The organism is Phyllobacterium sp. SL163 (assembly GCF_049896885.1).
Taxonomy (GTDB): Bacteria; Pseudomonadota; Alphaproteobacteria; order Rhizobiales; family Rhizobiaceae; genus Phyllobacterium; species Phyllobacterium calauticae.
Genome location: NZ_JAFCVE010000003.1, coordinates 473,562 through 498,837, shown reverse-complemented (window position 1 = coordinate 498,837; position 25,276 = coordinate 473,562). Strand labels below are relative to the sequence as shown.

General features: G+C 60.1%; 20 protein-coding genes and 2 tRNA genes. 6 read left to right on the top strand and 16 right to left on the bottom strand.

Annotated features, from left to right (window positions below):
* Positions 1–22 precede the first annotated feature (22 nt).
* The gene (locus ACP7B1_RS09295) at positions 23–859 is read left to right on the top strand and encodes a phytoene/squalene synthase family protein (protein WP_346307352.1); all 837 of its coding nucleotides are present in this window, start codon (positions 23–25) and stop codon (positions 857–859) included.
* 134 nt (positions 860–993) lie between these two features.
* Here the strand turns inward: ACP7B1_RS09295 and trmFO are convergent, their stop codons facing one another.
* From trmFO to ACP7B1_RS09280, 3 genes are all read right to left on the bottom strand, one after another.
* Positions 994–2,403: a methylenetetrahydrofolate--tRNA-(uracil(54)-C(5))-methyltransferase (FADH(2)-oxidizing) TrmFO gene (trmFO, locus tag ACP7B1_RS09290; RefSeq protein WP_426136882.1), complete on the bottom strand. Its 1,410-nt coding sequence runs from the start codon at positions 2,401–2,403 to the stop codon at positions 994–996.
* Between the two features lie 81 nt (positions 2,404–2,484).
* Entirely contained in the window at positions 2,485–3,429 is a 945-nt protein-coding gene (locus tag ACP7B1_RS09285) for an aldo/keto reductase (RefSeq protein ID WP_346308276.1), read from the bottom strand.
* A gap of 297 nt (positions 3,430–3,726) precedes the next feature.
* Positions 3,727–3,873, bottom strand: coding sequence for a DUF1127 domain-containing protein (locus tag ACP7B1_RS09280; protein WP_091878374.1), 147 nt, complete (start codon positions 3,871–3,873; stop codon positions 3,727–3,729).
* A 269-nt stretch (positions 3,874–4,142) separates the two neighbouring features.
* On the opposite strand from ACP7B1_RS09280, the gene ACP7B1_RS09275 reads away from it, so the two are divergent.
* Both ACP7B1_RS09275 and ACP7B1_RS09270 read left to right on the top strand, forming a co-directional pair.
* On the top strand, positions 4,143–5,255 hold the full coding sequence (locus tag ACP7B1_RS09275; protein ID WP_346308277.1) for a DUF2157 domain-containing protein: 1,113 nt from the start codon (positions 4,143–4,145) through the stop codon (positions 5,253–5,255).
* Entirely contained in the window at positions 5,252–5,809 is a 558-nt protein-coding gene (locus tag ACP7B1_RS09270; protein ID WP_346308278.1) for a GDYXXLXY domain-containing protein, read from the top strand. Before ACP7B1_RS09275 ends, ACP7B1_RS09270 begins: the two co-directional genes overlap by 4 nt.
* Positions 5,810–5,871: 62 nt before the next feature.
* Here ACP7B1_RS09270 and ACP7B1_RS09265 read toward each other — a convergent pair.
* The 4 genes from ACP7B1_RS09265 to ACP7B1_RS09250 all read right to left on the bottom strand — a co-directional run bounded on the left by ACP7B1_RS09265 (position 5,872) and on the right by ACP7B1_RS09250 (position 12,544).
* Positions 5,872–5,954 (bottom strand) — tRNA-Leu (locus tag ACP7B1_RS09265).
* An 89-nt stretch (positions 5,955–6,043) separates the two neighbouring features.
* Complete coding sequence (locus tag ACP7B1_RS09260; protein WP_346308279.1) at positions 6,044–8,125, bottom strand: prolyl oligopeptidase family serine peptidase; 2,082 nt, start codon at positions 8,123–8,125, stop codon at positions 6,044–6,046.
* Between the two features lie 142 nt (positions 8,126–8,267).
* Entirely contained in the window at positions 8,268–11,441 is a 3,174-nt protein-coding gene (locus ACP7B1_RS09255) for an efflux RND transporter permease subunit (RefSeq protein ID WP_403175244.1), read from the bottom strand.
* Positions 11,438–12,544: an efflux RND transporter periplasmic adaptor subunit gene (locus ACP7B1_RS09250; protein ID WP_346308287.1), complete on the bottom strand. Its 1,107-nt coding sequence runs from the start codon at positions 12,542–12,544 to the stop codon at positions 11,438–11,440. The genes ACP7B1_RS09255 and ACP7B1_RS09250 overlap by 4 nt, the downstream gene beginning before the upstream one ends.
* A gap of 696 nt (positions 12,545–13,240) precedes the next feature.
* Here ACP7B1_RS09250 and tig point away from each other — a divergent pair.
* Positions 13,241–14,665, top strand: coding sequence for a trigger factor (gene tig / locus ACP7B1_RS09245; protein ID WP_223613177.1), 1,425 nt, complete (start codon positions 13,241–13,243; stop codon positions 14,663–14,665).
* Between the two features lie 70 nt (positions 14,666–14,735).
* On the opposite strand, the gene ACP7B1_RS09240 is transcribed toward tig, so the two are convergent.
* From ACP7B1_RS09240 to phaC, 9 genes are all read right to left on the bottom strand, one after another.
* Positions 14,736–15,452 carry a 3-keto-5-aminohexanoate cleavage protein gene (locus ACP7B1_RS09240; RefSeq protein WP_346308281.1) on the bottom strand — a complete coding sequence of 239 codons (717 nt, stop codon included), beginning with the start codon at positions 15,450–15,452 and terminating at the stop codon, positions 14,736–14,738.
* Positions 15,453–15,532: 80 nt separating this feature from the next.
* Positions 15,533–16,366 carry an AraC family transcriptional regulator gene (locus ACP7B1_RS09235; RefSeq protein WP_346308282.1) on the bottom strand — a complete coding sequence of 278 codons (834 nt, stop codon included), beginning with the start codon at positions 16,364–16,366 and terminating at the stop codon, positions 15,533–15,535.
* An 84-nt stretch (positions 16,367–16,450) separates the two neighbouring features.
* A complete protein-coding gene (gene radC, locus ACP7B1_RS09230; RefSeq protein WP_426136881.1) occupies positions 16,451–17,242 on the bottom strand; it encodes a RadC family protein in 792 nt (263 codons plus the stop codon).
* 14 nt (positions 17,243–17,256) lie between these two features.
* The gene (map, locus tag ACP7B1_RS09225) at positions 17,257–18,087 is read right to left on the bottom strand and encodes a type I methionyl aminopeptidase (protein ID WP_223613182.1); all 831 of its coding nucleotides are present in this window, start codon (positions 18,085–18,087) and stop codon (positions 17,257–17,259) included.
* Between the two features lie 18 nt (positions 18,088–18,105).
* Positions 18,106–18,807, bottom strand: coding sequence for a DNA/RNA nuclease SfsA (gene sfsA / locus ACP7B1_RS09220; protein WP_346308283.1), 702 nt, complete (start codon positions 18,805–18,807; stop codon positions 18,106–18,108).
* A gap of 56 nt (positions 18,808–18,863) precedes the next feature.
* A complete protein-coding gene (locus ACP7B1_RS09215; protein ID WP_346308284.1) occupies positions 18,864–18,986 on the bottom strand; it encodes a hypothetical protein in 123 nt (40 codons plus the stop codon).
* A gap of 685 nt (positions 18,987–19,671) precedes the next feature.
* A tRNA-Glu gene (locus ACP7B1_RS09210) sits at positions 19,672–19,746 on the bottom strand.
* 145 nt (positions 19,747–19,891) lie between these two features.
* Positions 19,892–21,118, bottom strand: coding sequence for a YcbK family protein (locus ACP7B1_RS09205; RefSeq protein ID WP_346308285.1), 1,227 nt, complete (start codon positions 21,116–21,118; stop codon positions 19,892–19,894).
* A gap of 322 nt (positions 21,119–21,440) precedes the next feature.
* Positions 21,441–23,261 (bottom strand): class I poly(R)-hydroxyalkanoic acid synthase, encoded by a 1,821-nt coding sequence (gene phaC, locus ACP7B1_RS09200; protein WP_346308286.1) that lies wholly within the window; start codon positions 23,259–23,261, stop codon positions 21,441–21,443.
* Positions 23,262–23,510: 249 nt separating this feature from the next.
* On the opposite strand from phaC, the gene ACP7B1_RS09195 reads away from it, so the two are divergent.
* Together ACP7B1_RS09195 and ACP7B1_RS09190 are read left to right on the top strand one after the other, a co-directional pair.
* On the top strand, positions 23,511–23,855 hold the full coding sequence (locus ACP7B1_RS09195; protein WP_288191648.1) for a hypothetical protein: 345 nt from the start codon (positions 23,511–23,513) through the stop codon (positions 23,853–23,855).
* A 186-nt stretch (positions 23,856–24,041) separates the two neighbouring features.
* Positions 24,042–25,259 (top strand): LL-diaminopimelate aminotransferase, encoded by a 1,218-nt coding sequence (locus ACP7B1_RS09190; protein WP_105732616.1) that lies wholly within the window; start codon positions 24,042–24,044, stop codon positions 25,257–25,259.
* Positions 25,260–25,276 lie beyond the last annotated feature (17 nt).

The window sequence follows — 25,276 nt, the reverse complement described above, 5'->3', positions numbered from 1 at the left end:
CGGTTCTCTGTATCTCAGCCCCATGAACGCGAACCAGACCCACTGCCTGCAATTGCTGCGCGATGCCGATCCCGACCGCTACCTCTCGGTGCTTTATGCGCCGGAGGACAAACGGGGTGCTTTGGCCGCCCTTTACGCCTTCAATGTCGAGATCGCTCGCATCCGTGACCTGATCCACGATCCGCTGCCGGGCGAGGTACGTCTGCAGTGGTGGCGTGACCTGATCAACGGCACGGAGCATGGCGAGGCCGTCGGCAATCCGGTAGCGGCGGCGCTGCTGGAGGCGATCAAGGCCCATAATCTGCCGCGCGCCGCCTTCGGCAATTACTGCGAAGCCCGCATTTTCGATCTCTATGACGATCCCATGCCCAGCCGCAACGATCTTGAGGGCTATTGCGGCGAGACGGCCTCGGCCTTGATCCAGCTTGCCTCGCTTGTGCTTGATGCGGAAAAGGCGCCGGCCCATGCGGATATGGCGGGCCATGCGGGGGTTGCCCAGGCCATTACCGGCCTTCTGCGTCTCCTGCCGCTGCACCGCCGGCGCGGACAGGTCTATATCCCGGCCGACATACTGGCAGCGGTCGGCAGCAGCGCCGAGACAGTGCTTGAGGGCGCCGACAAGGACGCGGTCAAGCGCGCCATCGATGCGATGACGGCGCTGGCGGAAGATCATCTCGGGAAATATGAAGCCGGCGCAAAATCGCTCCCCGCCGCTTTGCGTCCGGCCTATCTGCCGGTAAGCTTGACAGGAACCTACCTGAAGGGGATCAGGGCCAGTGGCGCTGCCGCAGCCGATGAAACAGCGGTGGTTTCACCGTTGAAGCGCCAGTGGGTGATGCTCAGGGCGTCGATGCGCTAGCCTTGGACGGCATTAGCCTTGTGCGTGGTTCGACAAGCTCACCATGAGGGAATCCAGTGCACTGCAAAATGCAACATCCCTCACGGTGAGCTTGTCGAACCACGCACACCATGGAATGCAACAAGCTGTGCTCGTTACTCCGCAGCCTCGGCCACCGCAGGCAGGCCGAGCCAAGTGCGGCAATCGGCAAGCGCACGCGCGCTCATGGCGCGTTTCTTGGCGTTGGTCTTTTCCTTGCCGCGCAACCGCTTGCCTTCCGACTTTGGTGCTTCAATCGGCGGGAACAGGCCGAAATTGACATTCATGGGCTGGAAGGAGCGCTTGCCGGGTTCTTCATCGCTGACGATGTGACCGCCGGTGATGTGTCCGAGCAGCGCGCCAAAGGCCGTGGTGAGCGGCGGCGGTGTCAAAGTATGTCCGAGACGCTCGGCGGCGGCGAAACGTCCCGCAAGCAGACCGATGGCTGCCGATTCCACATAGCCTTCACAACCGGTGATCTGCCCGGCAAAGCGCAGGCCCGGGCGGGATTTCAGCTGCAACGTCGGGTCGAGCAGGATGGGCGAATTCAGGTATGTATTGCGGTGCAGGCCGCCCAGCCGCGCGAACTCCGCATTCTCGAGGCCGGGAATCATCCGGAAAATCTCCGTCTGCGCGCCGTATTTCAGTTTCGTCTGGAAACCGACCATGTTGTAGAGCGTGCCGAGCGCATTGTCCTGCCGCAGCTGCACGACGGCATAGGCCTTGACCGTGGGATTGTGCTCATTGGTCAGCCCCATCGGCTTCATCGGGCCGTGACGCAGGGTTTCGACGCCGCGTTCGGCCATGACTTCGATGGGCAGGCAGCCGTCGAAATAGGGCGTGCCTTCCCACTGCTTGAATTCCGTCTTGTCGCCGGCAATCAGCGCCTGCACGAAAGCCTCATACTGCTCCTTGGTCATGGGGCAGTTGATGTAGTCCTTGCCGGTGCCGCCGGGGCCAACCTTGTCGTAGCGCGACTGGAACCAGCAGGTGTTCATGTCGATGCTGTCGAAATGCACGATGGGTGCAATGGCATCGAAAAAGGCGAGGGCATCGGCGCCGGTCTGCCTGCCGATGGCTTCGGCCAGCGACGGTGCCGTCAACGGCCCCGTGGCGATGATGACCTTGTCCCAGTCTGCCGGGGGCAGGCCGGTGATCTCTTCGCGCTCGATGGTGATCAGCGGGTGGGCTTCCAGCCTGGCCGTCACAGCCTGGGCAAAACCGTCGCGGTCCACGGCAAGGGCGCCGCCTGCGGGAACCTGATGGGAATCGGCCGAGGCCATGATCAGCGAATTGGCGAGGCGCATTTCCGCATGCAGCACGCCGACGGCGTTGGTTTGCGCATCGTCGGAGCGGAAGGAATTGGAGCAGACGAGCTCGGCGAGATCCTGCGTCTTGTGCGCGTCCGTGCCGCGAACGGGACGCATCTCGTGCAGGATGACGGGAATGCCTGCTTCGGCGAGTTGCCATGCAGCTTCGGAACCGGCGAGACCGCCGCCAATGATATGTACGGGTGTGTTTGACATAGCACCCCAATAAACCGTTTGGCGTCCGGCTTCAATGGTGCAAACGCCGCTGCGGATCATCCGCAGCGGCTCGCCGGTGTGTCAGGCGCTGGCTTTGTCGAGTTCGGCGATGTCTGTCTTGTCGAGCGTCAGGGATGCCGCCTTGATCAGGCTTTCCAGCTGTTGCAGCGATGTGGCGCTGGCGATGGGGGCGGTGACGCCCTGGCGGGCGATAATCCAGGCCAGCGCAACCTCGGCCTGCTTGGCGCCATGCTTGGCCGCAACCGCGTCCAGCGCTTCCAGAATGCGGTAGCCGCGCGCATTGAGATAGGCTTTGACACCGCCGCCGCGCTGGCTCTGTCCAAGATCGGCTTCGCTGCGGTATTTGCCGGAGAGAAACCCGCGCGCGAGGCTGAAATAGGTGATGACGCCGATATCTTCGGCCATACACAGGTCGCGCAGCGCGCCGTCATAGCCGGCGCGGTCATAGAGATTGTATTCCGGCTGGAGCACGTCATAGCGCGGCAGGCCATCCGCCTTGGCGGTGTCGAGCGCTGCGCGCAGCTGCTTCGCATCGTAATTGGATGCGCCGATGGATTTGACCTTGCCGGCTTTCAGCAGCTTGTCATAGGCGGCAAGCGATTCCGCGTGGGGTGTGGCCGGATCCGGCCAATGGGAGAGGTAGAGGTCGATGGCGTCCACCTGCAGACGTTTCAGCGATGCTTCGACGGCCTCGGCGATATTGGCGGCCCTGAGATTCTTGCCTTTGCCCATGTCGCCGCCGACCTTGGTGATGATGATCATCCTGTCACGCATACCGCGGGATTTCATCCACTCGCCGATGATGGTTTCCGATTCACCGCCGCTGTTTCCCGGAACCCAGCTTGAATAGACATTGGCCGTATCGACCGTGTTGAGGCCGGCATCGGCAAAGCGGTCAAGCAGGTCAAAGGAGGTTTTCTTGTCAGCGGTCCAGCCGAAGACATTGCCGCCGAAAACCAGCGGAGCAATCGACAAGCCTGTGCGGCCAAGAGGGCGTTTTTGCATGGTAAGTCTCCCGGGGAGGATGTGAAGGGGGACTCAGACTGTAGAACTCCAGGGTGCATGTTTCCAGCCCGGCTTTGACCCGAATGGTCGCAGGCATGGATCGCAATGGGAGTCGATTTGAAAAGGGAGGCGGTGAGCAGATGTCTCGAACCGCATACCCCCGAAACAACAACACCCACCGCGGGAGGAGGTGCGGTGGGTGCCGTTTTGTAAAGACCGGCTGGGAGGAGGAGTGCCGGCCTTTGATCGCGGGGGCTCTGGGAGGAGGATGAACCCCGGCGATATTCTGTTATGCGATTAGCGTACTGCGGACTTCTTGGCGACGAACGGGATGTCCGAGCGGGAGATGCCCAGGTCGTTCAGTTCGCGGGTCGACAGACGGTTCAGCTCGGAAACCGTGTCACGATAACGGCGCCAGTTGCTGTAGGAGCGGATAAGGTTCATTTCATTCACCATTCGGTTCAGTTGTTTCGTTGATCACTCTTGATCGTTGACCTGAAGATAGTGGATGCCTTGGCGAATGTGCAGAGCCAAGTTTGCAGATCAGCTATGCATATGCTGCATTGCATCATTAATCGATTTTAATTGCTGCGTCGCACAAATGTCATCTTCATGACCTTTAGCCCGAATCCGGCTGCAATTGCGTTTTCAATGTGGCTGGCCTTATCAGGGGCGGAGCCCTAATCTTACAGCTCGAGTCGGGAGCAGAATGCATGATAGTCGGTTTTACCCTGCGCAAGCACATTGCACGGTGGCAGCGTGACGGGTTGATCGATGACGCCACGGCGGACCGCCTGCGCGCCGATATCGCCGGGCAGGCCCCGGGTTTCGGGCTGGGGAATGTCCTGGCCATACTGGGCGTCATTCTTCTCGGCGCGGCGCTGCTGTCGCTGATTGCCGCCAATTGGGAAGCCATGCCGCGCCTTGTTCGCGTCGGCTTGATCTTTGCCGTGCTCTGGTGCGGTTATCTCGGCGGCGCATGGCGGGCGAACAAGGGCGACAGGATTTTCAGTGAGGCGCTCTATCTCCTGGGCGCCATCGCCTTTGGTGCCGGGATCGCACTGGTCGGCCAGATGTATCATCTGTCGGGTGACGTGGCGTCCGCGGCGCTGCTCTGGGCGGGCGGGACGGTTGTCGCCGCGCTGCTGCTGCGGTCATCGACCCTTGCTGCCACCAGCATCGTGATTGCCGGTTTCTATCTCGTTGCCAGTCTGGAACCGGAAACGGCATCGCGCTTGTCCTATATCTGGATCATCCCGGTCTTCGCGGTGATTGCGTCGGGCCTGATCTGGTATACGGGCGCGCAGGTGGCCCGGCATTTCCTCGTGGTTCTTGCGCTGCTCTTTGTCTGTATCGTTCACTTCGACCGGGATGTCGGCGTCGTGCTATGGATGGCGCTGATTGTCGGGCTCGGCCTGTTTCTGCTGGACGCTTTATATCCGGACGTCCTGGACCGAGCGACCGGATGGAGCATCAGTCTCGGCGCCTACGGATTTCTGGCGGTGCAGATGGTGCTGCTGATTTTCCAGTTCAACGACCACATCTTTGCCCAGACTCGCGATGTCATGACGGGTATTGTCATCCTTGCCGTGGCTATCGCCGGTCTAGCTTTGTCGGGGCACCGCAATCTTGCCATACGGTGGAGCGCCTATGGGCTGTTTTCGCTGGAGGTTCTCTATATCGCGTTCGAGACCATCGGCACGATGATCGGTACCGCTGGCTTCTTCCTGACCGTCGGCGTGCTCGTCCTGCTGCTTGCGGTGTTCGTTATCCGGATGGAACGCCGTCTTCACATGAAGAGTCTGGTGAAGGGTGCAGCATCATGAAAACAAAGTATTTTTTGCTGCCGGCTTTGATCGTTGCGCTTCTGCAGTCGGGCGCGCTTTATGCCATGATAGAAAAGCACGCGATGATTTTGCGCCACGGCACAATGATCACGCTGGCCACGCAGCCGGTTGATCCGCGCGACCTGTTGCGCGGCGAATATGTGCGGCTTGGCTATGGGATTTCGTCCGTCGAAGCCGACAAGGTGAGCGGCACGAAGCCGGATACCACAGGTCTTGCCGACATCTATGTCACGCTGAAAGAGGGCGCGGATGGCCGGTGGGGTTTCACCGGGGCCTCCTGGCAGAAACGCCGGGATCTGGCGGCTGGCGAAGTCCAGATGCATGGCCAGACGCTGACGGGCGCCATGGGCATCTTTGCGGTGCAGTACGGCATCGAACGCTATTATCTCCCCGAAGGATGGGGCCGTGCGGTGGAGAAGGTGCAGAGTGAGCGCGGGGTCGACGCGGTGATTGCCGTCTCCAGCGCCGGCGAAGCTCAGATTCGTTCGCTCAAGTACAATGGACGCCTGCTTTACCAGGAACCGGCCTACTGAACAGCCGTCATCGCGCAGCTTTGAAAAAGCCCGTCAACTTATTGAAATATGTGTAGAAAGAGTGGTGCGGATAGAGGGACTCGAACCCCCACGGTCTCCCGCCAGAACCTAAATCTGGTGCGTCTACCAATTTCGCCATATCCGCAGATGAGGGCCGTATCCGGCCCTCAAGCGCCGGTCTCTATATCACCCTCTTCTCAGGGGTCAAAGGAAAAAGCCGCCGCTTGAACAGGTTTACGCCGGCGTCCAGCCGATCGCATCCCGCAGGAAGGCGTAGCCCAGCGCAATGAAGCTGGCGCGCTCCCTGTTGTCCTTGCCGTATCCGTGTCCGCCCGCCTCGGGCTCATAGAACGAAGCGGTGTAGCCGAGTTCCTGCAGCTTTGCCGCCATCTTGCGGGCGTGTCCGGGGTGCACGCGGTCATCTCTGCGGGTTGTGGCAATGAGGATCGGCGGATAGGGCCGGCCGGGCATAGCCGCGTGATAGGCCGACATTTCCTTCAGAAAAGCCCAATCCTCCGGCTTGTCCGGGTCTCCATATTCGTCGACCCAGCTCGCCCCGGCGAGAAGCTTGTTGTAGCGGCGCATGTCGATCAGCGGAATGGTGCAGAACAGGGCGCCGAAGCGTTCGGGATAACGCGTCAGCATGTTGGAAATCAGCAGGCCGCCATTGGAACCGCCTTCCGCCGCGATACGGCCCGGCCGGGTGACGCCGCGCTGCACCAGATCGGCGGCAATGGCAGCAAAATCATCATGCGAGAGCTTTTTGCCTGCCCGGCGCCCGGCGTCATGCCATGCGGTGCCGAATTCGCCGCCGCCGCGCAGATTGGCGACCACGCTTGTGCCGCCGCGCTCGAGCCACAACTTGCCAACGGACGCGCTGTAATAGGGCTCCATCGACACGCCAAATCCGCCGTAACCGGTCATGTGCACCGGTGCATCGCCAGTTTCACCCTTGGGTCCGATCTGCGTATAGGGGATCGACTCGCCATCGCTGGAGATCGCCTCATGCCGCGTGACGACGAGCCCGGTCGCATCGAAGACCGCAGGGCTTTGTTTGAGCAGCGTGGGGGCAGCCAGTGTGTTGGGCTCGGCGATGTCGAGAAGCAGCACCTGCGCCGGGGTTATCGGGTCCTGCGCGGCGACGAGCAGTTCGCCATTGGCGTGGATGTCCTCGACATCCAGCGACCAGATATGAACGATGCCCTCGGTTGGCACGACCGAAATGGGCTTTTTTGCCCATTTGCCAAGTGCAGGCTCGAAAATCTCGAAGCGTGGCGCGAGATTGTCGAGATAGGAGACGACCAGCTTCTTGTCGTTCCAGAAAAACCCCTGCAGGGCGCGGCGCGGACCCGGTTCGAACAGAACCTGAAAATCACGCTCTCCGGCAAGAAATGCCTGGAGCGAAATGCCGAGCAGCGTGTCTGCCGGGTAGGTGACGCCGGCGACTGTCCAGTCTTCTCTCGGCTTGACCGTCAGCCACTGGTCGTAGGAATTCCACCAGGCCGTTGCGGGCACGTCCACGCGCTGCCCGGGGCCACTGCGATCGCCTAGCCATCCGGCGGTTTCAAAGAAGGAATGCTGCTCGACAAACCAGAGGCGCTCGCTGCCGCTGCTGTGGTCAATGTCGACACCGGCGGCCATGGAATCCGCGGCGCATTCGAAAATCACCGGTGCAGCCAGCGGATCGGTCCCGCGTCGCCACAGGCGGACGGTGCGCGCATAGCCGGATTGCGTGGCCATGCCCTCGCCAAGGGCGCTCGATATCAGCACCGTATCGCGGTCGAGCCAGCCGAGGCCACCCTTCGCTTCGGGAAGGTTGAAGCCGTTTTCGATGAACCGCAGCGTGTCCAGGTCGAACTCGCGGTTGACCACCGCATCGCTGCCGCCGCGCGACAGGGAAAGAATGGCCCGTTGCCGCTTCTCCGGTTCGATCTGCGCGCCTGCCCAGATCCAGTCGTCATTTTCGGCTGCGGCCAAGGCATCGATATCGAGCAGAAGTTCCCATTCCGGCTCGGGCGTCTTGTAGGATGTCATGGTGGTCCGGCGCCACAGGCCGCGCCGGTTCTTCTCATCCTGCCAGAGGTTGTAGAGATAATCGCCGCGCCGTCCGACCATCGGGATCTTGTCCGGCCGGTTCAAAATGGCGGTCAGGACGTCGCGGTCATGCTCGAACTGCCGGCCGCCGAAGCGCTGCATGGTTGCGGCGGATTGCTTCTCCACCCATGCAAGCGGCTTTGCGCCGTCGATCTCTTCGAGCCAGATGCGCGGATCGTCATCGGGAGCATCGATGGTCGGGCGAATATCCTGATTGGTCATGAGCGTCACTTTCCCTTGGAATCTGCCGCGCAGTTTCTTGAAAGCGCGGTGTTTTGCAATGCCTCACACCATCAAATTCGGCATCCATGAAAAATCGCGCCGGTGATAAGCCGGCGCGATCCTTGTGTCGGGCGTTTCAAGCCTAGTGGGCCGGGGCTTCTTCCGCCGGCTTTTCAACCGGTGCCTTCTTGCGTCCGAATGAACGGAGCGCGACGTAGAACACCGGCGTCAGGAACAGGCCGAAGAAGGTCACGCCAAGCATGCCGGAGAACACAGCCGTGCCGAGTGACTGGCGCATTTCCGCGCCGGGGCCCTGGGCAATCATCAGCGGCACGACACCGAAGATGAAGGCAAAGGCGGTCATCAGGATCGGGCGCAGCCGCAGACGGCTGGCTTCGATGGCGGCTTCGACAGGCGTTGCGCCTTCCGCCTGATGCTGGCGGGCGAATTCCACGATCAGGATCGCGTTCTTCGCCGCCAGGCCGATCAGGACGACAAGGCCGATCTGCGTCAGGATGTTGTTGTCCATCCCGCGCAGGAACACGCCGATCAGCGCTGCCAGAACCGCCAGCGGCACGATCAGGATGATCGCCAGCGGCAGCACCCAGCTTTCATACTGTGCAGCAAGGGCGAGGAAGACGAACACCACCGACAGTCCGAAGATCAGGATCGCCGTGTTTCCGGTCTGCCGTTCCTGAAGCGCCAGTTCCGTCCATTGGAACGTCGTTCCGCTGGGCAGTGTCTTGGTGGCAAGGGCCTCCATCTTGTCGAGCGCCGTACCGGTGGAAACCCCGGGCGCGGCGTTGCCCTGCAGTGGCACCGATACATACATGTTGTATCGCTGCACCAGCGAGGGGCCGTTGGTGTCCTTGATATTGATCAGCGTGCCCAACGGAACCAGCGCACCCGTTGCCGAGCGTACTTTCAGGGCAAGGATGTCGGTTCGATCGAGCCGGTATTGCTGGTCGGCCTGTGCCCGCACCTGATAGACGCGGCCGAAGGCATTGAAGTCATTGACATAGGAGGTGCCAAGGTTGGTTGAAAGCGCCTCGAAAATGTTTGGAATGGGCACGTTCAATGCCTGTGCCTTGTCACGGTCCACTTCCAGGAAGTATTGCGGGCTGTTGGCGGAGAACGTGGTGTAGACGCCGGTCAGGCCGGGGGTCTGGTTGGCTTCACCCATCATCTGATAGGCCAATCCCAGGACGCGGCGCATATCGGAGCTGTCGCGGTCGAGGAGCTGCATCTTGAAGCCGCCGGCATTGCCGACACCGCGGATCGGCGGCGGCGGCACGGCGATGATGAAGGCCTCCTGGATGCTCTGCAGGCTGCCATAGACCTGGCCGATGATGGAATTGGCCGTTTGTCCGTTCTTGATCCGCTCTGCGAACGGCTGGAACGGAACGAACACCACGCCGGAATTCGACGCATTGGTGAAGGTTGCACCGTTGAACCCGGCAAAGGCAATGGCGTTGCGCACGCCCGGAATGCCCTTGATGATCTTCGATGCCTTTTCGATCACCGCATCCGTGCGGGCGAGCGAAGCACCGTCGGGCAACTGGACGACGACGATGGCATAGCCCTGATCCATCGGCGGCACAAAACCGCGCGGGATCGTGACCGCCATGAACCAGGTGGCGACCAGCAGCCCTGCGAACACCAGCAGGGAGGCGAGGAGACCGATGGTCGATCCGACGAGATGCCGGACGATCCAGGAATAGCCGTTCGCCATCTTGTCGAAGCCGGTGTTGAAGCCATTGGCCAAGGCCCGGCCAGCCCGCGCCAGAGGGTTTTTGGAGACCGCATGGTCATGTGGGCGCAACACAATTGCCGCCAGCGCAGGAGAGAGCGTCAGCGAGTTGATGGCCGAAATGGCTGTTGCCGCCGAGATGGTCACGGCGAACTGGATGTAGAACTGGCCCGATATGCCGGGAATGAACGCTGTTGGGGCAAACACCGCGATCAGCACCAGTGAAATGGCGATAACGGCGGTTCCCACCTCGTCCATGGTCGTGTGCGAGGCCTGTTTCGGGCTCATGCCCGCCGCAAGGTTTCGCTCGACGTTCTCCACCACCACGATGGCGTCGTCCACCACAATACCGATGGCGAGGACCAGGCCGAACAGGGTGAGCATGTTCAGCGAGAAGCCGAAGGCCGAGAGGATGGCGAAGGTGCCGATCAATGAAACCGGGATGGCCACGATCGGGATGATTGCCGTCCGCCAGGATTGCAGGAAGACGAGAACGACCAGCGCCACGAGAATCACGGCTTCGAAGATCGTCTTGTAAACGTCGGAGATCGATTCCGCGATGAACTCCGTCGGATCATAGACGATGTCGTATTTCAGGCCCGGAGGGAAATCCTTGGAGAGTTCCTCCATGGTGGACCGGATGGACGCGGCGGCAGCAAGGGCATTGGTGCCCGGACGGCTGAAGATACCCAGCGCAACGGCGGGACTGCCGTCGAGATAACTGTTGGTTACATAATCCTTGGCGCCGAGTTCGATGCGGGCGACGTCCTGCAACTGTACCAGACGGCCATCGCCGCTTGTTTTGACGATGACATAACGGAATTGCCGCGCATCGCTGAACCGGCCCTGCATGGTGACCGTGTACTGGAAGGCGCTTGTGCCCGGTGTGGGCGGCCCGCCAATGGCACCGCCATTGACCTGCACGTTCTGGTCGCGCAGTGCCTGAACCACATCAGCCGATGTCATGGAGTATGCGGCGAGTTTCTGCGGATCGAGCCAGATGCGCATGGAATACTGCCGCTCGCCGAAGATGGTGACTTCGCCGACGCCGTCGAGCCGTAAGAGCACGTCGCGGATGCGGGTATTGGCGTAGTTTGAGGCATAGAGCTGGTCGTAACGGTTGTCGGGCGAAAGCACGTGCACGACCATCATCAGGTCGGGCGAACTTTTCGTCGTGGTGATGCCGTTGCGCTGCACGTCCTGCGGCAATTGCGGTACGGCAATGGCGACGCGGTTCTGTACCAGAACCTGTGCCTTGTCGAGATCGGTGCCGAGCTTGAAGGTGATGGTCAGCGCCATCGAACCATCGGCGGTCGAGTAGGAAGACATGTAGAGCATGTCCTCGACGCCGTTGATCTGCTGTTCGATGGGGGTGGCGACCGTGTTGGCAATGGTTTCAGCATCGGCGCCGGGATAGGCGGTGCGCACGACAATGGTTGGCGGCGCGATTTCCGGATACTGGGCGACGGGGAGCTGGGTGTAGGCGATCCCGCCGACGATCAGCAGCACAATCGACAGGACGGATGCGAAGATCGGCCTGTCGATGAAAAAATGCGCAAATCTCATTGGCCCGCCTCCGCAGCCTTCACCTCCGGCGGAAGCTGGACAACGTCGGCCTTGACCTTGATACCGGGGCGAATCCGCATCAGGCCGTTGACCACGATGGTCTCGTCGCCGGTCAGGCCGCTGCGGATCACCCGATAACCGTAGAGTTTGGGGCCGAGACGCACGGGCTTGGTCGTGACCGAGTTGTCCGCATTGAGGACATAGACAACCCGCTCGTTCTGATCGGAGCCAACCGCTTCGTCGGGCACGAGAATGCCCTTATAGGTGTTGGAGGCGGCCACTTCGACCCGGCCGAACAGCCCGGGCTGCAGCACGAAATCCGGATTGTTGAAGCGGGCACGCACCCGCATCGTTCCGGTGGCATCATCGAGCCGGTTCTCGGCAAAATCCAGCTTGCCCTTGAACGGCGGCTGGTTGGAATCGGTCAGCCGCACCGTCACTTCGAGGCCGCCTCCGCCTTCCTGCAGATTGCTGCCGTTTTCGCGGGCGGTCTTGGCATAGGACAGGAGGTTGCGCTCATCCACGTCGAAATAGAAATCGATCGGATCGAGCGAAACGATGGTTGTCAGGATGGTGTTGTTGGCATTGACGAGATTGCCGACGGAAATGAGCCTGCGGTCGATGCGGCCATCCTGCGGCGCCGTGATCTGCGTGTAGTTCAGATTGAGCTGGGCAGCGTCAACAGCGGCCTGTGCGCCAACGACGTTGGCTTGACCGGCGAGATAGGCGCGGCGCTGATCATCCAGCGTCGACACGGACAGCGTGCCGCTGCCGGTCAGCGACTGGGTGCGCTTGAACTGGGCTTCCGCATAGGTTTCCGTTGTTTTGGCCACCTCCAGCGCGGACTGGGCCTGCGCCAGAGCGGATATGTAGGGGCGCTGGTCGATGGTAAAGAGCGGATCGCCCTTCTTGACCAACGAGCCGTCCTTGAAATGCACCGTATCGAGATAGCCATCGATGCGCGAGCGCACCGAGACCTGGTCGACCGCTTCGAAGCGGCCGATGAACTCATCGCTGTCGATCACGTCGCGGACGACAGGCTTGGCTGCCGTGACGGTTGGAGGCGGGGGTGCATTCTGCGCCAGTGCCGGAGAGGCTGCCATGAGCGCGATTGCAAAGCCGATTTTGAAGGTAGAGAGAGAATTCCGTGACAAGGGCAGGCCTCCATGACGATCAGACTTCCAGGCGTCTCGGGGATGCCTGGGCATCGCCGTCAGCGCTGGTGATTCATCGTACGGCTACGGGTCAGGTGATGCGCTGACCAGAACAGCTGGAATGCTGGCGCCGCAGACAAACAAGTCAATTTCTCAGATTGTATCGATTTAGTATTTAGTTTCGATAGGGACCAGCGCAAGGGCAGTTCCAAATTCCGTTGAGGCATATTTCCAGTTGGCTATCGATGGTCCCCACGCCGGGAAGATTTGCACAGTTGCACATTGTTGTCATCAGGCAAATATTTCACGTGTTGTTGCGATCATGAAAGTGCCTGACTTGCCGTGCAGAAGTTTGCCCGACCCTGAGGCTGTGCCATTGATTTTTGTACGCAGTGCAAGTAAATGGAGCCACCAATCGGTAAGGGTGCAATTTCTTGCGCGGCTCTGTGACAGGTTCTGTGATATGAATTGTGTCACAAAAAATGAGCTGAAAGAGAAATAAAGCAATAAAATCAACGTGGATGGTGAGGGCATGGCTCGCCCCATCTGCACCAGAAGCCACGATGGCAGACAGTTTTTCTCCCGCAATTTGGCTCACAGGCCGGCGACGGCGGGACAAATGTTAAAAAAAGTGAAGGTTTGGACATGCAGGTTACTGAAACGCTCAATGAAGGGCTGAAGCGCGAGATCAAGGTCGTCGTTCCGGCCAAGGATCTGGAAGCAAAGCTTTCCGAACGCCTCCAAGGTGCCAGCGCCAAGGCGCGCATCAATGGCTTCCGCCCCGGCAAAGTGCCGCTCAATCACCTGCGCAAGATGTACGGCAAGTCGTTCATGGCTGAAGTCGTCAACGAGATCCTCAGCGATTCCTCGCGCACGATCCTTGCGGAGCGCAACGAAAAGTCGGCGACCCAGCCGGAAGTTGCGATGACGGAAGACGAGAAGGAAGCGGACAAGGTTCTGAACGGCGAAGCCGATTTCGAATTCACGCTGAACTACGAAGTCCTGCCGGTTATCGAACTCAAGGACGCTTCCAAGATCAGCGTCACGCGCGAAGTGGTCGATGTGACCGACGCGGAAGTTGAAGAGCAGGTCAAGCGCGTTGCCAGCTCCGCCCAGACGTTCGAGCCCAAGAAGGGCAAGGCTGAATCCGGCGACCGCGTCACCATGGACTATCTCGGCAAGATCGACGGCGTGCCGTTCGATGGCGGCGCCGATACCGATGCGACCCTGATCCTCGGCTCCGGCCAGTTCATTCCCGGCTTCGAAGATCAGCTGATCGGCACCAAGGCTGGCGACGAGAAGCAGATCAAGGTTACCTTCCCGGCTGAATACGGTGCAGCGCACCTCGCCGGCAAGGATGCGACCTTCGACATCACCGTCAAGGAAATCGGCAAGCCCGGCGAACTCGAAATCAACGACGAAACCGCGAAGAAGCTCGGCATCGAGAGCGCCGACCGTCTGCGTCAGGTTATCCGCGAGCAGATCGAAAGCCAGTACGGCTCGTTCACCCGCCAGAAGGTCAAGCGCCAGATTCTCGACGCGCTCGACGGCGAGTACAAGTTCGAATCGCCGGAACGCCTGATCAATGCCGAGTTCAACAACATCTGGGCACAGATCGGCCAGGACCTCGCACAGGCCGGCAAGACATTCGAAGACGAAGAGACCACGGAAGAAGAAGCACGCGAAGAATATCGCAAGCTGGCTGAACGCCGCGTTCGTCTTGGCCTCGTTCTCTCCGAAATCGGCAACAAGGCCGGCATCGAAGTGACCGAAGAGGAACTGCAGCGCGCCGTTTACGATCAGGTTCGCCAGTATCCGGGCCAGGAACAGCAGATCTATGAATTCTTCCGCAAGACTCCGGAAGCGATCAACAATCTGCGCGCTCCGATCTTCGAAGAAAAGGTTGTCGATCACCTTCTCACCTCGATCAACGTCACCGACAAGAAGGTGACGAAGGAAGAGCTGATGGCTGAAGACGAGTCGGATGAAAAGTCCGGCGAAGCCAAGAAGCCTGCCAAGAAGGCAGCGCCGAAGAAAGCCGCCAAGAAGAAGACCGAAGACGAAGCATAAGCTTTTGTCTCTCTGATTGAAAAGGCCGCTTTCGAGCGGCCTTTTTCATTTCTGGTGCGCGGTAACGATCTCAGCAAGACACCAGGTCGAGCGCGGCGCGGATCAGATCGGCATTGCCCGCAGCCATTTGTCCCGACGGCAGGAGATTGCCGTCTTCCAGGCCGATACGGCTGTCAAAGCCCTTGGCCATGGCTTCGCTGTAGATGGGCCAGACACTGGCTTCATCGCCATGCATGAGGATAGGCACTGTATTGCCTGCCTTGCGCAGAACCGCCTGAATACCATCGGCGGCCCGCAATCCCTCGTCGATGTCCTGCTCGTTGATTTCGATCAGCACGCGCAAGCATTTTGCCGCATCCTTCAGGCCGACAAAGCGCTGCGCATCGCTGACGGACCAGAGCCCCGCTTCGACGCCGATACCCCTGCCGAGAACGTGCGCCATCACATCCTCAGCGTCCGCTTCGATCAGATTGATCGAAACGTAGTCGGGCAGGGTCGTCCAGCGGTGAATGGGTTCCTGCCGCGAAAGGCCGCCGGGAGGGATGCGCCAATGGGTGGAAAGGCCGACGGGAATGCCCGGCACGGCCGAACGAACAGTCTGCAGGGTCTCGGTAACATAATCCGGCTCCAGCGTTTCCATTCCATCCGGTCCGCGCGGGTGGATATGCAGCTCGCGGGCGCCAGCCGCCACGGCAAGCGCCGCGTCCCTGGCAATTTCCGAGGCTGTAAAGGGGAGCGCAGGGTGAAAATCCCGCATGCGCCCGCCATTCAGGCATGCCTGCAACATGGTGGTGTCTCCGCTATGACGGCTCCATCATAGCGGATTTCCTGCTGACAGCACCCCGTCAGTATGGATTCGATGCCGGTTCAGGCCTTGATCGGAATCCATATCTCCATTCCGCCATTGCCGGTCCGCGGGTCGAATTCCGGACCATAACGTTCGAAATTGGGTGCATCGGCCAGGGCATGGCCGGATTCCGGCAGCCATTTGCCCCAGATGGTCATGATCGTGCTGCGAATGGTCGAAATATGGTCGCGATGCGAAAACACCAGATAGGTCTGTGCTGGAATGCGCAGCCGAGCGAACTCCTGCGGGATGTCGGAGAAATCGGCAACCTCGGCACCGGCGATGTAATCGAAATTCTGGGCGTCATCGCTGTTGCAGCAGACGCCGTAGGCCACATTGCCGATCTGGCCGTTGATATGGCCGAAATAGGGGGTGAAACGCTGCCATTGCGCGGGAATGCCGCTGCTGGTTTGGCAGGTGTATCGTTCGCCTATGCCGGCCACCAGCATTGGTTTGCCGTTCGCGATGCGCGGCTCTTCGATATCGGTGATAAACTTTTCGTCCATTTTCATCGGCTCCACCAATGGGATGTTACGGGTATGGCGCTGTGCGCGGACCTGTTCGGGCGTCAGGCCGAACTGATCGCGGAACGCCCGCGTGAATGCCTCATGGGAGCTGTAGCCGGCATCGAGCGCGACGCTGAGAATATCCGGAGCGCCGTCGCACAGGGATTTTGCTGCCTCGGTCAACCGGCGGCCACGGATGTGACTGCTGACCGAGCGGCCGGCAAAGATGCCGAAGGCGCGGGACATGTGAAACCGTGACAGGCCCGCCACATCGGCGATATCGTCGAGGGTGATCTCCTCGGCGAAATGACCCTCCACATACCAGATCGCTTTCTCAACCGAATTCATGCAACTCTCCATTGGGGCACGGCATACCAATACACATTGTCGGCGGCATGCATTTGATCGCGGTTGCGGTTCGGCCCTCCAGGGTTAGAAGAGTTTCATGCCCTTCAGGCTCGCATGGCCGTTCTTGCCGATGATGATGTGGTCGTGAACGATGATTCCCATCTGTCCGCCGATGCCGGCAATGGTTTTTGTCATCTCGACATCCGCCTTGGATGGCGTCGGGTCGCCCGAGGGATGGTTGTGGACGAGAATGAGAGCGCTCGCGGACAGTTGCAGGGCCCGGGCAATCACCTCGCGCGGGTAGACCGGCGTATGATCGACGGTGCCGACCTGCTGCACCTCGTCGGCGATCAGCATGTTTTTCTTGTCGAGAAAGAGGATGCGCAACTGCTCGCGCGGCTCGTGCGCCATGGCCGCGGTGCAGTAGTCGATCAGTTTGTTCCATGAGCCAAGCATGGTGCGTTCACCAATGCCGCTGCGCATGGCCCTGTGGGCAAGGGCGGCGATGAATTTGAGATCAAAGGCAACGGTCGGGCCGCAGCCCTTTACCTCCTGCAGGAGATGTTCCGGCGCGCCCAGGACTTCCGCCAGACTGCCGAAGCGGGCCAGAAGCGCCTTGGCCAGTGGCTTGGTGTCGCCTTGCCTTATGGGTCGGTACAGCAGCATTTCCAGCATTTCATAGTCGGCAAAGCCCTGGTGGCCGACTTTCTGGAAACGCTCCTTCATCCGCTCGCGGTGGCCGGTGTAATGCGGTTCCGCGGCTTGGCTGGCAGCGTTGGCTGTATCGGCGGTTTTCTCAACACCAGGTTGTTTCTGCAGCGATTTTGGTGAGGGCTCTTTGAGGAAGAAAGTCTTGGGTGGCTCGTCTTCGCTCATGGGCCCCTGCGTTCCTAATCGAGTTTCAAACCCGGAGCGAACAGGCCTGCGGGTGAAAGGGTGAAGACTTCGCAACCGTCCTTGGTGACGCCGACCGTATGTTCATACTGCGCTGTCAGCGAACGGTCGCGGGTGACGGCTGTCCAGCCATCGGCGAGGACTTTTACATGCGGGCGGCCGAGATTGATCATCGGCTCGATGGTGAAGATCATGCCCTCGCGCAGTTCAACGCCCTCATTGGGTGTGCCGTAGTGCAGAATGTTCGGTGCGTCGTGGAAAAGCTGGCCGACGCCGTGGCCGCAGAAGTCGCGAACGACGGAGCAGCGCTCCGCTTCGGCATAGTTCTGGATGGCGGCGCCGATGGCGCCGGTCCGGGCGCCGGGGCGAACGGCCGCAATGCCGCGCATCAGGCTTTCATGCGTCACTTCCATCAGGCGTTCGGCGGCGCGCTTGATCTCGCCCACGGGATACATGCGGCTGGAATCGCCGTGCCAGCCATCGAGTATGTAGGTGACATCGATATTGACGATATCGCCTTCGCGCAGCGGCTTGTCGTCAGGGATACCATGGCAGACGACGTGATTGATCGACGTGCAGGACGATTTCGTGTAGCCGCGATAGTTGAGGGTTGCGGGCAGGGCACCGTGATCGGCGCCGAATTCGAAGACAAAGCGGTCGATGGTATTGGTGGTCACACCCGGTTCAACCAGACCGGCGAGCTCATCCAGGCAACGTGCCGTGAGTTGGCAGGCCTTGCGCATGGCGGCGAAACCTTCGGGGCCGTGAAGCCTGATCTGTCCGGTGTTCTTCAGGGGCGCTGTCTGCGCATCGAGATAGGTGACCATGGTGCTTTCCGCTTGGCGTCAATCAATAATGGGTATCGCAGTTGTTGCAGCAATGCCCGAAGGCGTGATGTGGCATCTTATTGCGTAAGCTTCAACCCCGCGGCGCATTGCCCGCTCGAACGCCCTTGCGTAAACCGGGTCTAGGTCGCCGCAGATTCGCAAGCGGTCGCAGTCGTCGCGCTGGATCACGTAAAGCATGACACCACGGTGACCATTCTCAACCATGTTGCCAAGCTCGTCCAGATGTTTTGCGCCGCGGGCGGTCGGAGAATCGGGAAATTCCGCCAGATTTGCCGTGCGGGAGAAGTGCACGTTCTTCACTTCGACATAGGCCGTCGGCCGTTCCGGATCGGTCAGCAAAATGTCGATGCGGGAATTTACGCCATATTTCTGCTCGCGCTTGAGCGCGCCATACCCGCCGAGGGCGGGCAGAAGCCCCGCCACAATGGCTTCCTCGGCGATCCGGTTGGGCAGGCCCGTATTGATGCCGACCAGCGTGCCCTGCGCTTCGACGATCTGCAGCGTATGGGCATATTTGCGCTTGCCGTCATCGGACAAGGACAGCCAGACACGGATGCCGGGATCGGTCAGCCCGAGCATGGAGCCGGTATTGGGTACGGAACTGGTGATCGGGCTGCCATCATCGAGGATGATATCGGCAAGAAAGCGCTTGTAACGCTGGACCAGTCGGCCGGTGACGAGAGGGGCAGGGAAAATCATCCGCGAGATCTACCCGACCGGGGAAGGCCGGACAATCGCTAATCGCGCCTGAAACGTCAGGACAGGCCCTGAACCGTCCTGATCACATCGGCCAGGGACAGATTGGCCATGAGCATGGCAGCCGTCGCAGCAAGGCCGGCCAGCAAGAACGTCACTGTTATCTTCGTTTGTCTGCTCATGAATATGTTTTCCTGCATGGTGACATAGGATGGGAAAAACATGCTTAGATTGTGGCCCGTCTGTGCCTATTCGCAGGCGCTGAACCGGGACCGAAGGCGGTGGGTAGGTCAGGCCGCAGACAAAAAAGGCCTGCCTTGGGAAAGGCAGGCAAATTTGCTCTGGGGTGGGAGAATTCGGGTTGGTTTGGAGGTTAAACCGAACCCTACTGCCGGAGATCGGAATCTCAGCAGTGATTGATGATAAGTCAGGTCAGGTATGGAGCCTCATAACTTTCTTTAACAGCCGGTGACAAAGCTTGAACATGCAGGTCTGTTCTCATCGTCCGCCCTGTCTCATCCTGTATACGCCTGCCCACGGCGGGTGAAACGCATAGGAGGAGACATGATGAACTGTAAGTTTTTCGTACCCGTTCTAGCGGTCGCTGCGTTCACATTGGCAGCTTGCGACAACAAGCCATCTGAGGGCGGCAGCAAGCCGCCTGCGACCACCCAGGAGCCCGCAAAACCCGGCGCAGCTCCAACCACTCCGGCACCGGAACCGGCAAAGCCGGCCCCTGCCAACTAGCTGCAAGGACCAAAGACAGCGCGGCCGGCTCTTGCGGGGGCTGGCCGTTTTGCATGAACGGATGAAGCGCAGGCTTATGAGCCGGCTTCTGCAATATACTGATTTTACGGGGAGAAAGCCTGGTACGCCCAAGGGGAATCGAACCCCTGTTTGCGCCGTGAAAGGGCGCCGTCCTAACCGCTAGACGATGGGCGCCTGCAGGTAAGCGGCTTATAGTGAAACAGTTTTTCGACTGCAACCCCATATTTCATTCTTTTTTGGGAAAAGTGAAAATTCTTCGCGGGACTGTGCACAAATGCCGTGCGCATGGGCGGCCGCGAACGGCCGCAATTAATCCGGATCAGCCGCGACGGCTGCCGCAGCGCCAGTTCCAGTCGCGAGTCGGGCCAATATCGACGTGAACTGATTCGGTATAGCAATAGGTGCCAACGCCGCCGCGACCCGGCATTGTCCGGGCAAAATTCGCCAGATCCCATTTGGAAACGCCGGGAACCTGGATATCCGCCGCCGCGCAGGACATGTGAAGCGAGGCCTTGGCGCCGTTCACGAGCCGGTTGTAAGGCGGGCTGCGATAGCCTGACGTTACGATCACCGATTTGCCGAAGCGGCGTTCGATTGTTTTCAGCATGCCGACCAGTTGCGGTTTCAGGCAGGCGACATCCACGCTTTCGCGCTGAACCTTGAGCCCATTGGGGGCCAGCCGGGCCAGTCCGGCCGCCGAAGCCAGAATCACCGGCGCGGCGGCTGATTCGTCGTCGTCCTGATAGAGACTGTCGCGCTGCATGATCTGGATGCCGCCATTGGGGCGCACGCCGGGCAGGGACGACAGATGTTCGGTCGGTCGGTAGTTCGATGGCGACGGCAATCCGGCGGCGCTGGCCACCTGTACCGGCGCATTGCCGCTGATGGCCTTGAGCTGTGCCTGCGCCTTGGGCTGAATGACGGCCACCTGACGTTTCGACGCGGCAGCACCGGCATTGTTGGCAAAGAGGCGCACCAGCAAGCCATTGTCCCTGTCGGGTGCCGGTGCATGTGCAGCCGGTTTGGCTTCGGGAACGGTGATTGTCTGCCCGGCACCGGCTGATGCAACCTGTGCCGCCTTGGCTTCCGCGTCCGCCTTGGTTGGCTTTGCGCCGGTTTCCGGAGCGGCATGCGATTCGGCTGCTTGCGGTTGCTCGACCGTTTCCGGCGCGGCGCTTCCGAACAGCGATGTCTTTACCGGCGGCTTTACCACCGCGGGCGCGAAGGCTGTAACGTGCTGCCCTGTTTCCACAGTCGCTTTGGCTGCGGCCTCAGCGGCGGCTGCCTCCTTCGGTGATTGCGGATGGGCGGCAACCGTTTTGCCCTGTTCCGCCGACGCGGCGGCCTGGTTGGCTGCTTTGGCGGCGTTTGTCTCGGCGCCGCCAGCAAGGGCCAGTGCTTCGGGTGATGATTTTTCCGATCCGGCCGCCGGAATCGCATTCGCATTGGCGCTGGCTGTGGCGGTGCTTGTGGTGGCTGAGGCGACGTTGAGGACGGAGCCGGCAGTCGGTGCCGATCCTGTCGACGTGCAGGAGGCTGTCGCCATCGCAAAAATCGTTACGAAGCAAATAGCGGTGCTCGCCCGGAAGGCTGCTACTGAGGCTGACAGCTTGTTCAACGATTCCCCCGTCTCGTCTTTTCCGGCTCTTGCAATGGTTCAGTCCAATCCGCTTTGAGATGAGCAGGATGCTCGCGAAGTTTAGTTGAAGTGCAAAAACACCGGCAGAGAGAGCGCAAAGTTAACGATTTTTAAACGTCTCCACAAGCTCCGGGCTATAGCCAGAATGAGGCGAAAACGTGATTGGCCACCTTCCTGCCATGGTTTTCACGACCAGGATAGGCTCAAAAGCCAGCAAAACAGCGAATTTTCACACGCGGATGCGCACGTAGGTTCCCGGCGCCTCGCCGAGAATTTCCGAACCATTTTCACCGGGCTGGCGTGCGGGAACGCGCACGTCGTCCTGCGATTCGATCCATTTCTGCCAATGATTCCACCAGGAGCCGGGATGTTCCGACGTGTTGGTGAGCCATTCGTCGAACGCGCCGACGGGCGAACCGCCGGTCCAATACTGGTACTTGTTCTTGGCGGGCGGATTGACCACGCCGGCGATATGGCCGGAGCCGGCCAGGACATAGGTGACGTCGCCGCCGAAATATTTGCAGCCGGTGAAAACCGACAGTGCCGGCGCAATATGGTCTTCCTTGGCGGCGAGATTGTAGATGGGGATTTTGACATCGCCCAGTGACAGGTTTTGCCCGGCGAGCTTCATCATCCCGCGCACCAGATTGTTGTCGAGATAGCAGTTGCGCAGGTAGTAGGAGTGGTTGGCCGCACTCATCCGCGTGGCATCCGCATTCCAGTAGAGAAGGTCGAATGGGACGGGATCGCGACCGCGCATGTAATTGTTGACGACATAGGGCCAGATCAGGTCGCCGGAACGCAGCATGTTGAAGGCCGTCGCCATGCGCGTGCCGTCCAGATAGCCTTCGGCGGACATGGCGGCTTCCAGGGCGCGAATCTGATCCTCGTCGACGAAAACCTTGAGATCGCCCGCATAGGTGAAATCGACCTGCGTGGTGAAAAGGGTCGCGCTCCTGATCCTGTTTTCGCCTTCCTGGGCAAAAAGGGCGAGGGCGGCGCTCAGAAGCGTTCCGCCGACGCAATAGCCGATGGCGTTGACCGCTTTTTCGCCCGTTGCACTCTCGATGGTGTCGAGGCCGAAGCGCAGGCCCTCATTGATGTAGGCGGTCCAGTCCTTCATGGCGTGCCGGTGGTCTGGATTGACCCAGGAAATCACGAACACGGTGTGTCCCTGGTCGATGGCCCATTTGATGAAGGATTTTTCTGCGTTCAGATCGAGGATGTAGAATTTGTTGATCCACGGCGGGCAGATCAGCAGCGGGCGTTTCAGCACATCCGGCGTCGCGGGTTCATACTGGATGATTTCTGCGACATCGCTGCGCGCGATCACCTTGCCGGGGGTGGTCGCGACATTTTCACCGAGGGCGAACTTGGTCATATCCGATTGCCGCAGGCGCAGGTCGCCGCCGCCGGCAACGATGTCTTCCGCCAGCATCTTCATGCCCTTGACCAGGTTCTCGCCATTGCTGGCGACTGTTTCCTTGTAGAGTTCCGGATTGGTCAGCAGGAAGTTGCTGGGCGATATCGCCGTGGTCAGCTGCTTGACGTAGAACGCCGCCTTGTGGCGCGTGTGATCGTCGAGGCCTTCGGCATGGGTGACCAGTTCGCCGGCCCAGTTTGCCGTGACGAGATAGGCCTGCTTGAGGAAGTCGAAGAAAGCGTTCCTGCCCCAGTCCTCGTCGGCGAAGCGCTTGTCGCCCTTGTCGGGCTTGACGACGTCATCGACCTGTTCACCGCTCATGCGGCGGATGGAATTGGACCAGATGGCCATATAGCTGGCGAACAGCTTGGTCTGCGCCTCCAGCGCGCGCCCCGGTTCGGACAGCCAGTATTCGGAAACACGCGAGAGGGTTTTCACCACATCGGTGACGGGATCGGCGATCGTGTCGCGCTTCAAGCCCTTTTCACGCGGCTCGACCCAAGCGGAGGCGGCCTTGCCGGCCTGTTCGATCATATGGGCGACATTGCGCGCGAAAGCTTCCGGATCCTTGATGACATATTTGTCGAGGTTCGGCGTTTTTGCACTCTTGTCGCCCGGATTATCCATATATTCGTTCCCTCCCGCCGATCCTCCCGATCAGCATACTAGACATGATACCACAAGTCAGAGCAACGGACATTCAATTGCGGTCATTGTGCAGGAAAGATCACGGCCTTGTCACCATCTTCGCAGATTGTATTTCCATGGGAGAAACGGAATTGAACCCATTTGAATGTCGGTTGCTCTAATGCTATCCCTCTAACGTGCATTTCATATCACTATGATGAATATCGATTCCGGCAGTCAGGACAAACAATGAATATCTCGGTCAAAACCATCATCCGCTTCTCGGTTGGCGCCGTTCTGATTGCCGGTTTGAGCGCCTGCGCGAACATGCCGCCCGAGCCCATGTCGAATTCGCCCCTGACCGGTCCTGTCAACACCGGCACTTTTCCGGTTTTCACGCCCGATCCGAAGGGCGAGACCGCACAGCTGACGCCGCAGCAGAAGGACGATCTGCAGAAGAAGCTGGTGGCGGCCAAAGGCGGGCAGGGCAATGCCACCGCCGATCCGGCAGCCGTTGCCCGGCGCCAGGCCGAGATGAAGAAGCTGGTCCAGCAGCAGCAGGACGATTTGAAGGCTATTGAAAGCGGGCAATAACCCATTGCCGGCAAGGTCATGAAGACACCACGAATGGGTGTCTTGCTCAGGAGAATCCCGGGCTGGATGGCATGACGGCGATTGACCCGGCGCGCGACGCGCGGTGTCAATGATCGCTCGACCGCCGTACAGTTTGGGTGTATAGCGCACCCGCACATTGAACCCATTTTTACCGGACCCAAACCTATGGAAGAATTTCATAAAGTTCGCCGCCTGCCACCTTACGTTTTTGAACAGGTCAATCGCCTGAAGGCGAGCGCGCGAGCGGCCGGTGCGGACATTATCGATCTGGGTATGGGCAATCCCGACCTGCCGACGCCGCAGGGCATTGTCGACAAGCTGTGCGAGGCCGTCCAGGACCCGCGCACCCACCGCTATTCCTCCTCGAAAGGCATTCCCGGTCTGCGCCGTGCCCAGGCCGCCTATTACGAGCGGCGTTTCGGCGTGAAGCTCAATCCCGACACGCAGGTCGTGGCGACCCTTGGCTCCAAGGAAGGTTTTGCCAACATGGCGCAGGCGATCACCGCGCCCGGCGATGTCGTGCTGTGCCCAGATCCGACCTATCCGATCCACGCGTTCGGCTTCATCATGTCCGGCGGCGTCATCCGTTCGATCCCGGCCATGCCCGATGACCAGTTCATTCCGGCGCTGGAACGCGGTATCCGCCATTCCATTCCGAAGCCGCTGGCACTGATCCTCAACTACCCCTCCAATCCGACCGCCCACGTGGCATCGCTGGATTTCTACAAGGATGTGGTTGCCTTCGCCCGCAAGAATGAAATCATCATTCTGTCGGATCTGGCCTATTCCGAGATTTATTTCGACGACGCGCCGCCTCCGTCCGTCCTGCAGGTGCCGGGCGCGATCGATGTTGCCGTGGAGTTTACCTCCATGTCGAAGACATTCTCGATGCCGGGCTGGCGCATGGGCTTTGCCGTCGGCAATGAACGTCTGATCTCGGCGCTCACCCGGGTCAAGTCCTATCTCGATTATGGCGCGTTCACGCCGATTCAGGTTGCCGCTGCCGCTGCCTTGAATGGCGATGGTTCCGACATTGCGGAAGTGCGTGCGGTCTACAAGCATCGCCGTGATGTCCTGGTCGACAGTTTCGCCCGCGCCGGATGGGATATTCCGTCACCGGCGGCGACGATGTTTGCCTGGGCGCCGATCCCGGAAAAGTTCCGTAGCCTCGGTTCGCTGGAGTTCTCCAAGCTGCTGATCGAGCATGCGGATGTCGCCGTGGCGCCCGGCATCGGCTTCGGCGAGCATGGCGATGACTATATCCGCATCGCGCTGGTCGAGAACGAACATCGCATTCGTCAGGCAGCCCGCAACCTCAAGCGGTTCCTTGCAACGGCGGATGAAAAGCTGCACAACGTCATTCCGTTGAACGCGCGCCGCTGAGCGGCATGCCGACATCG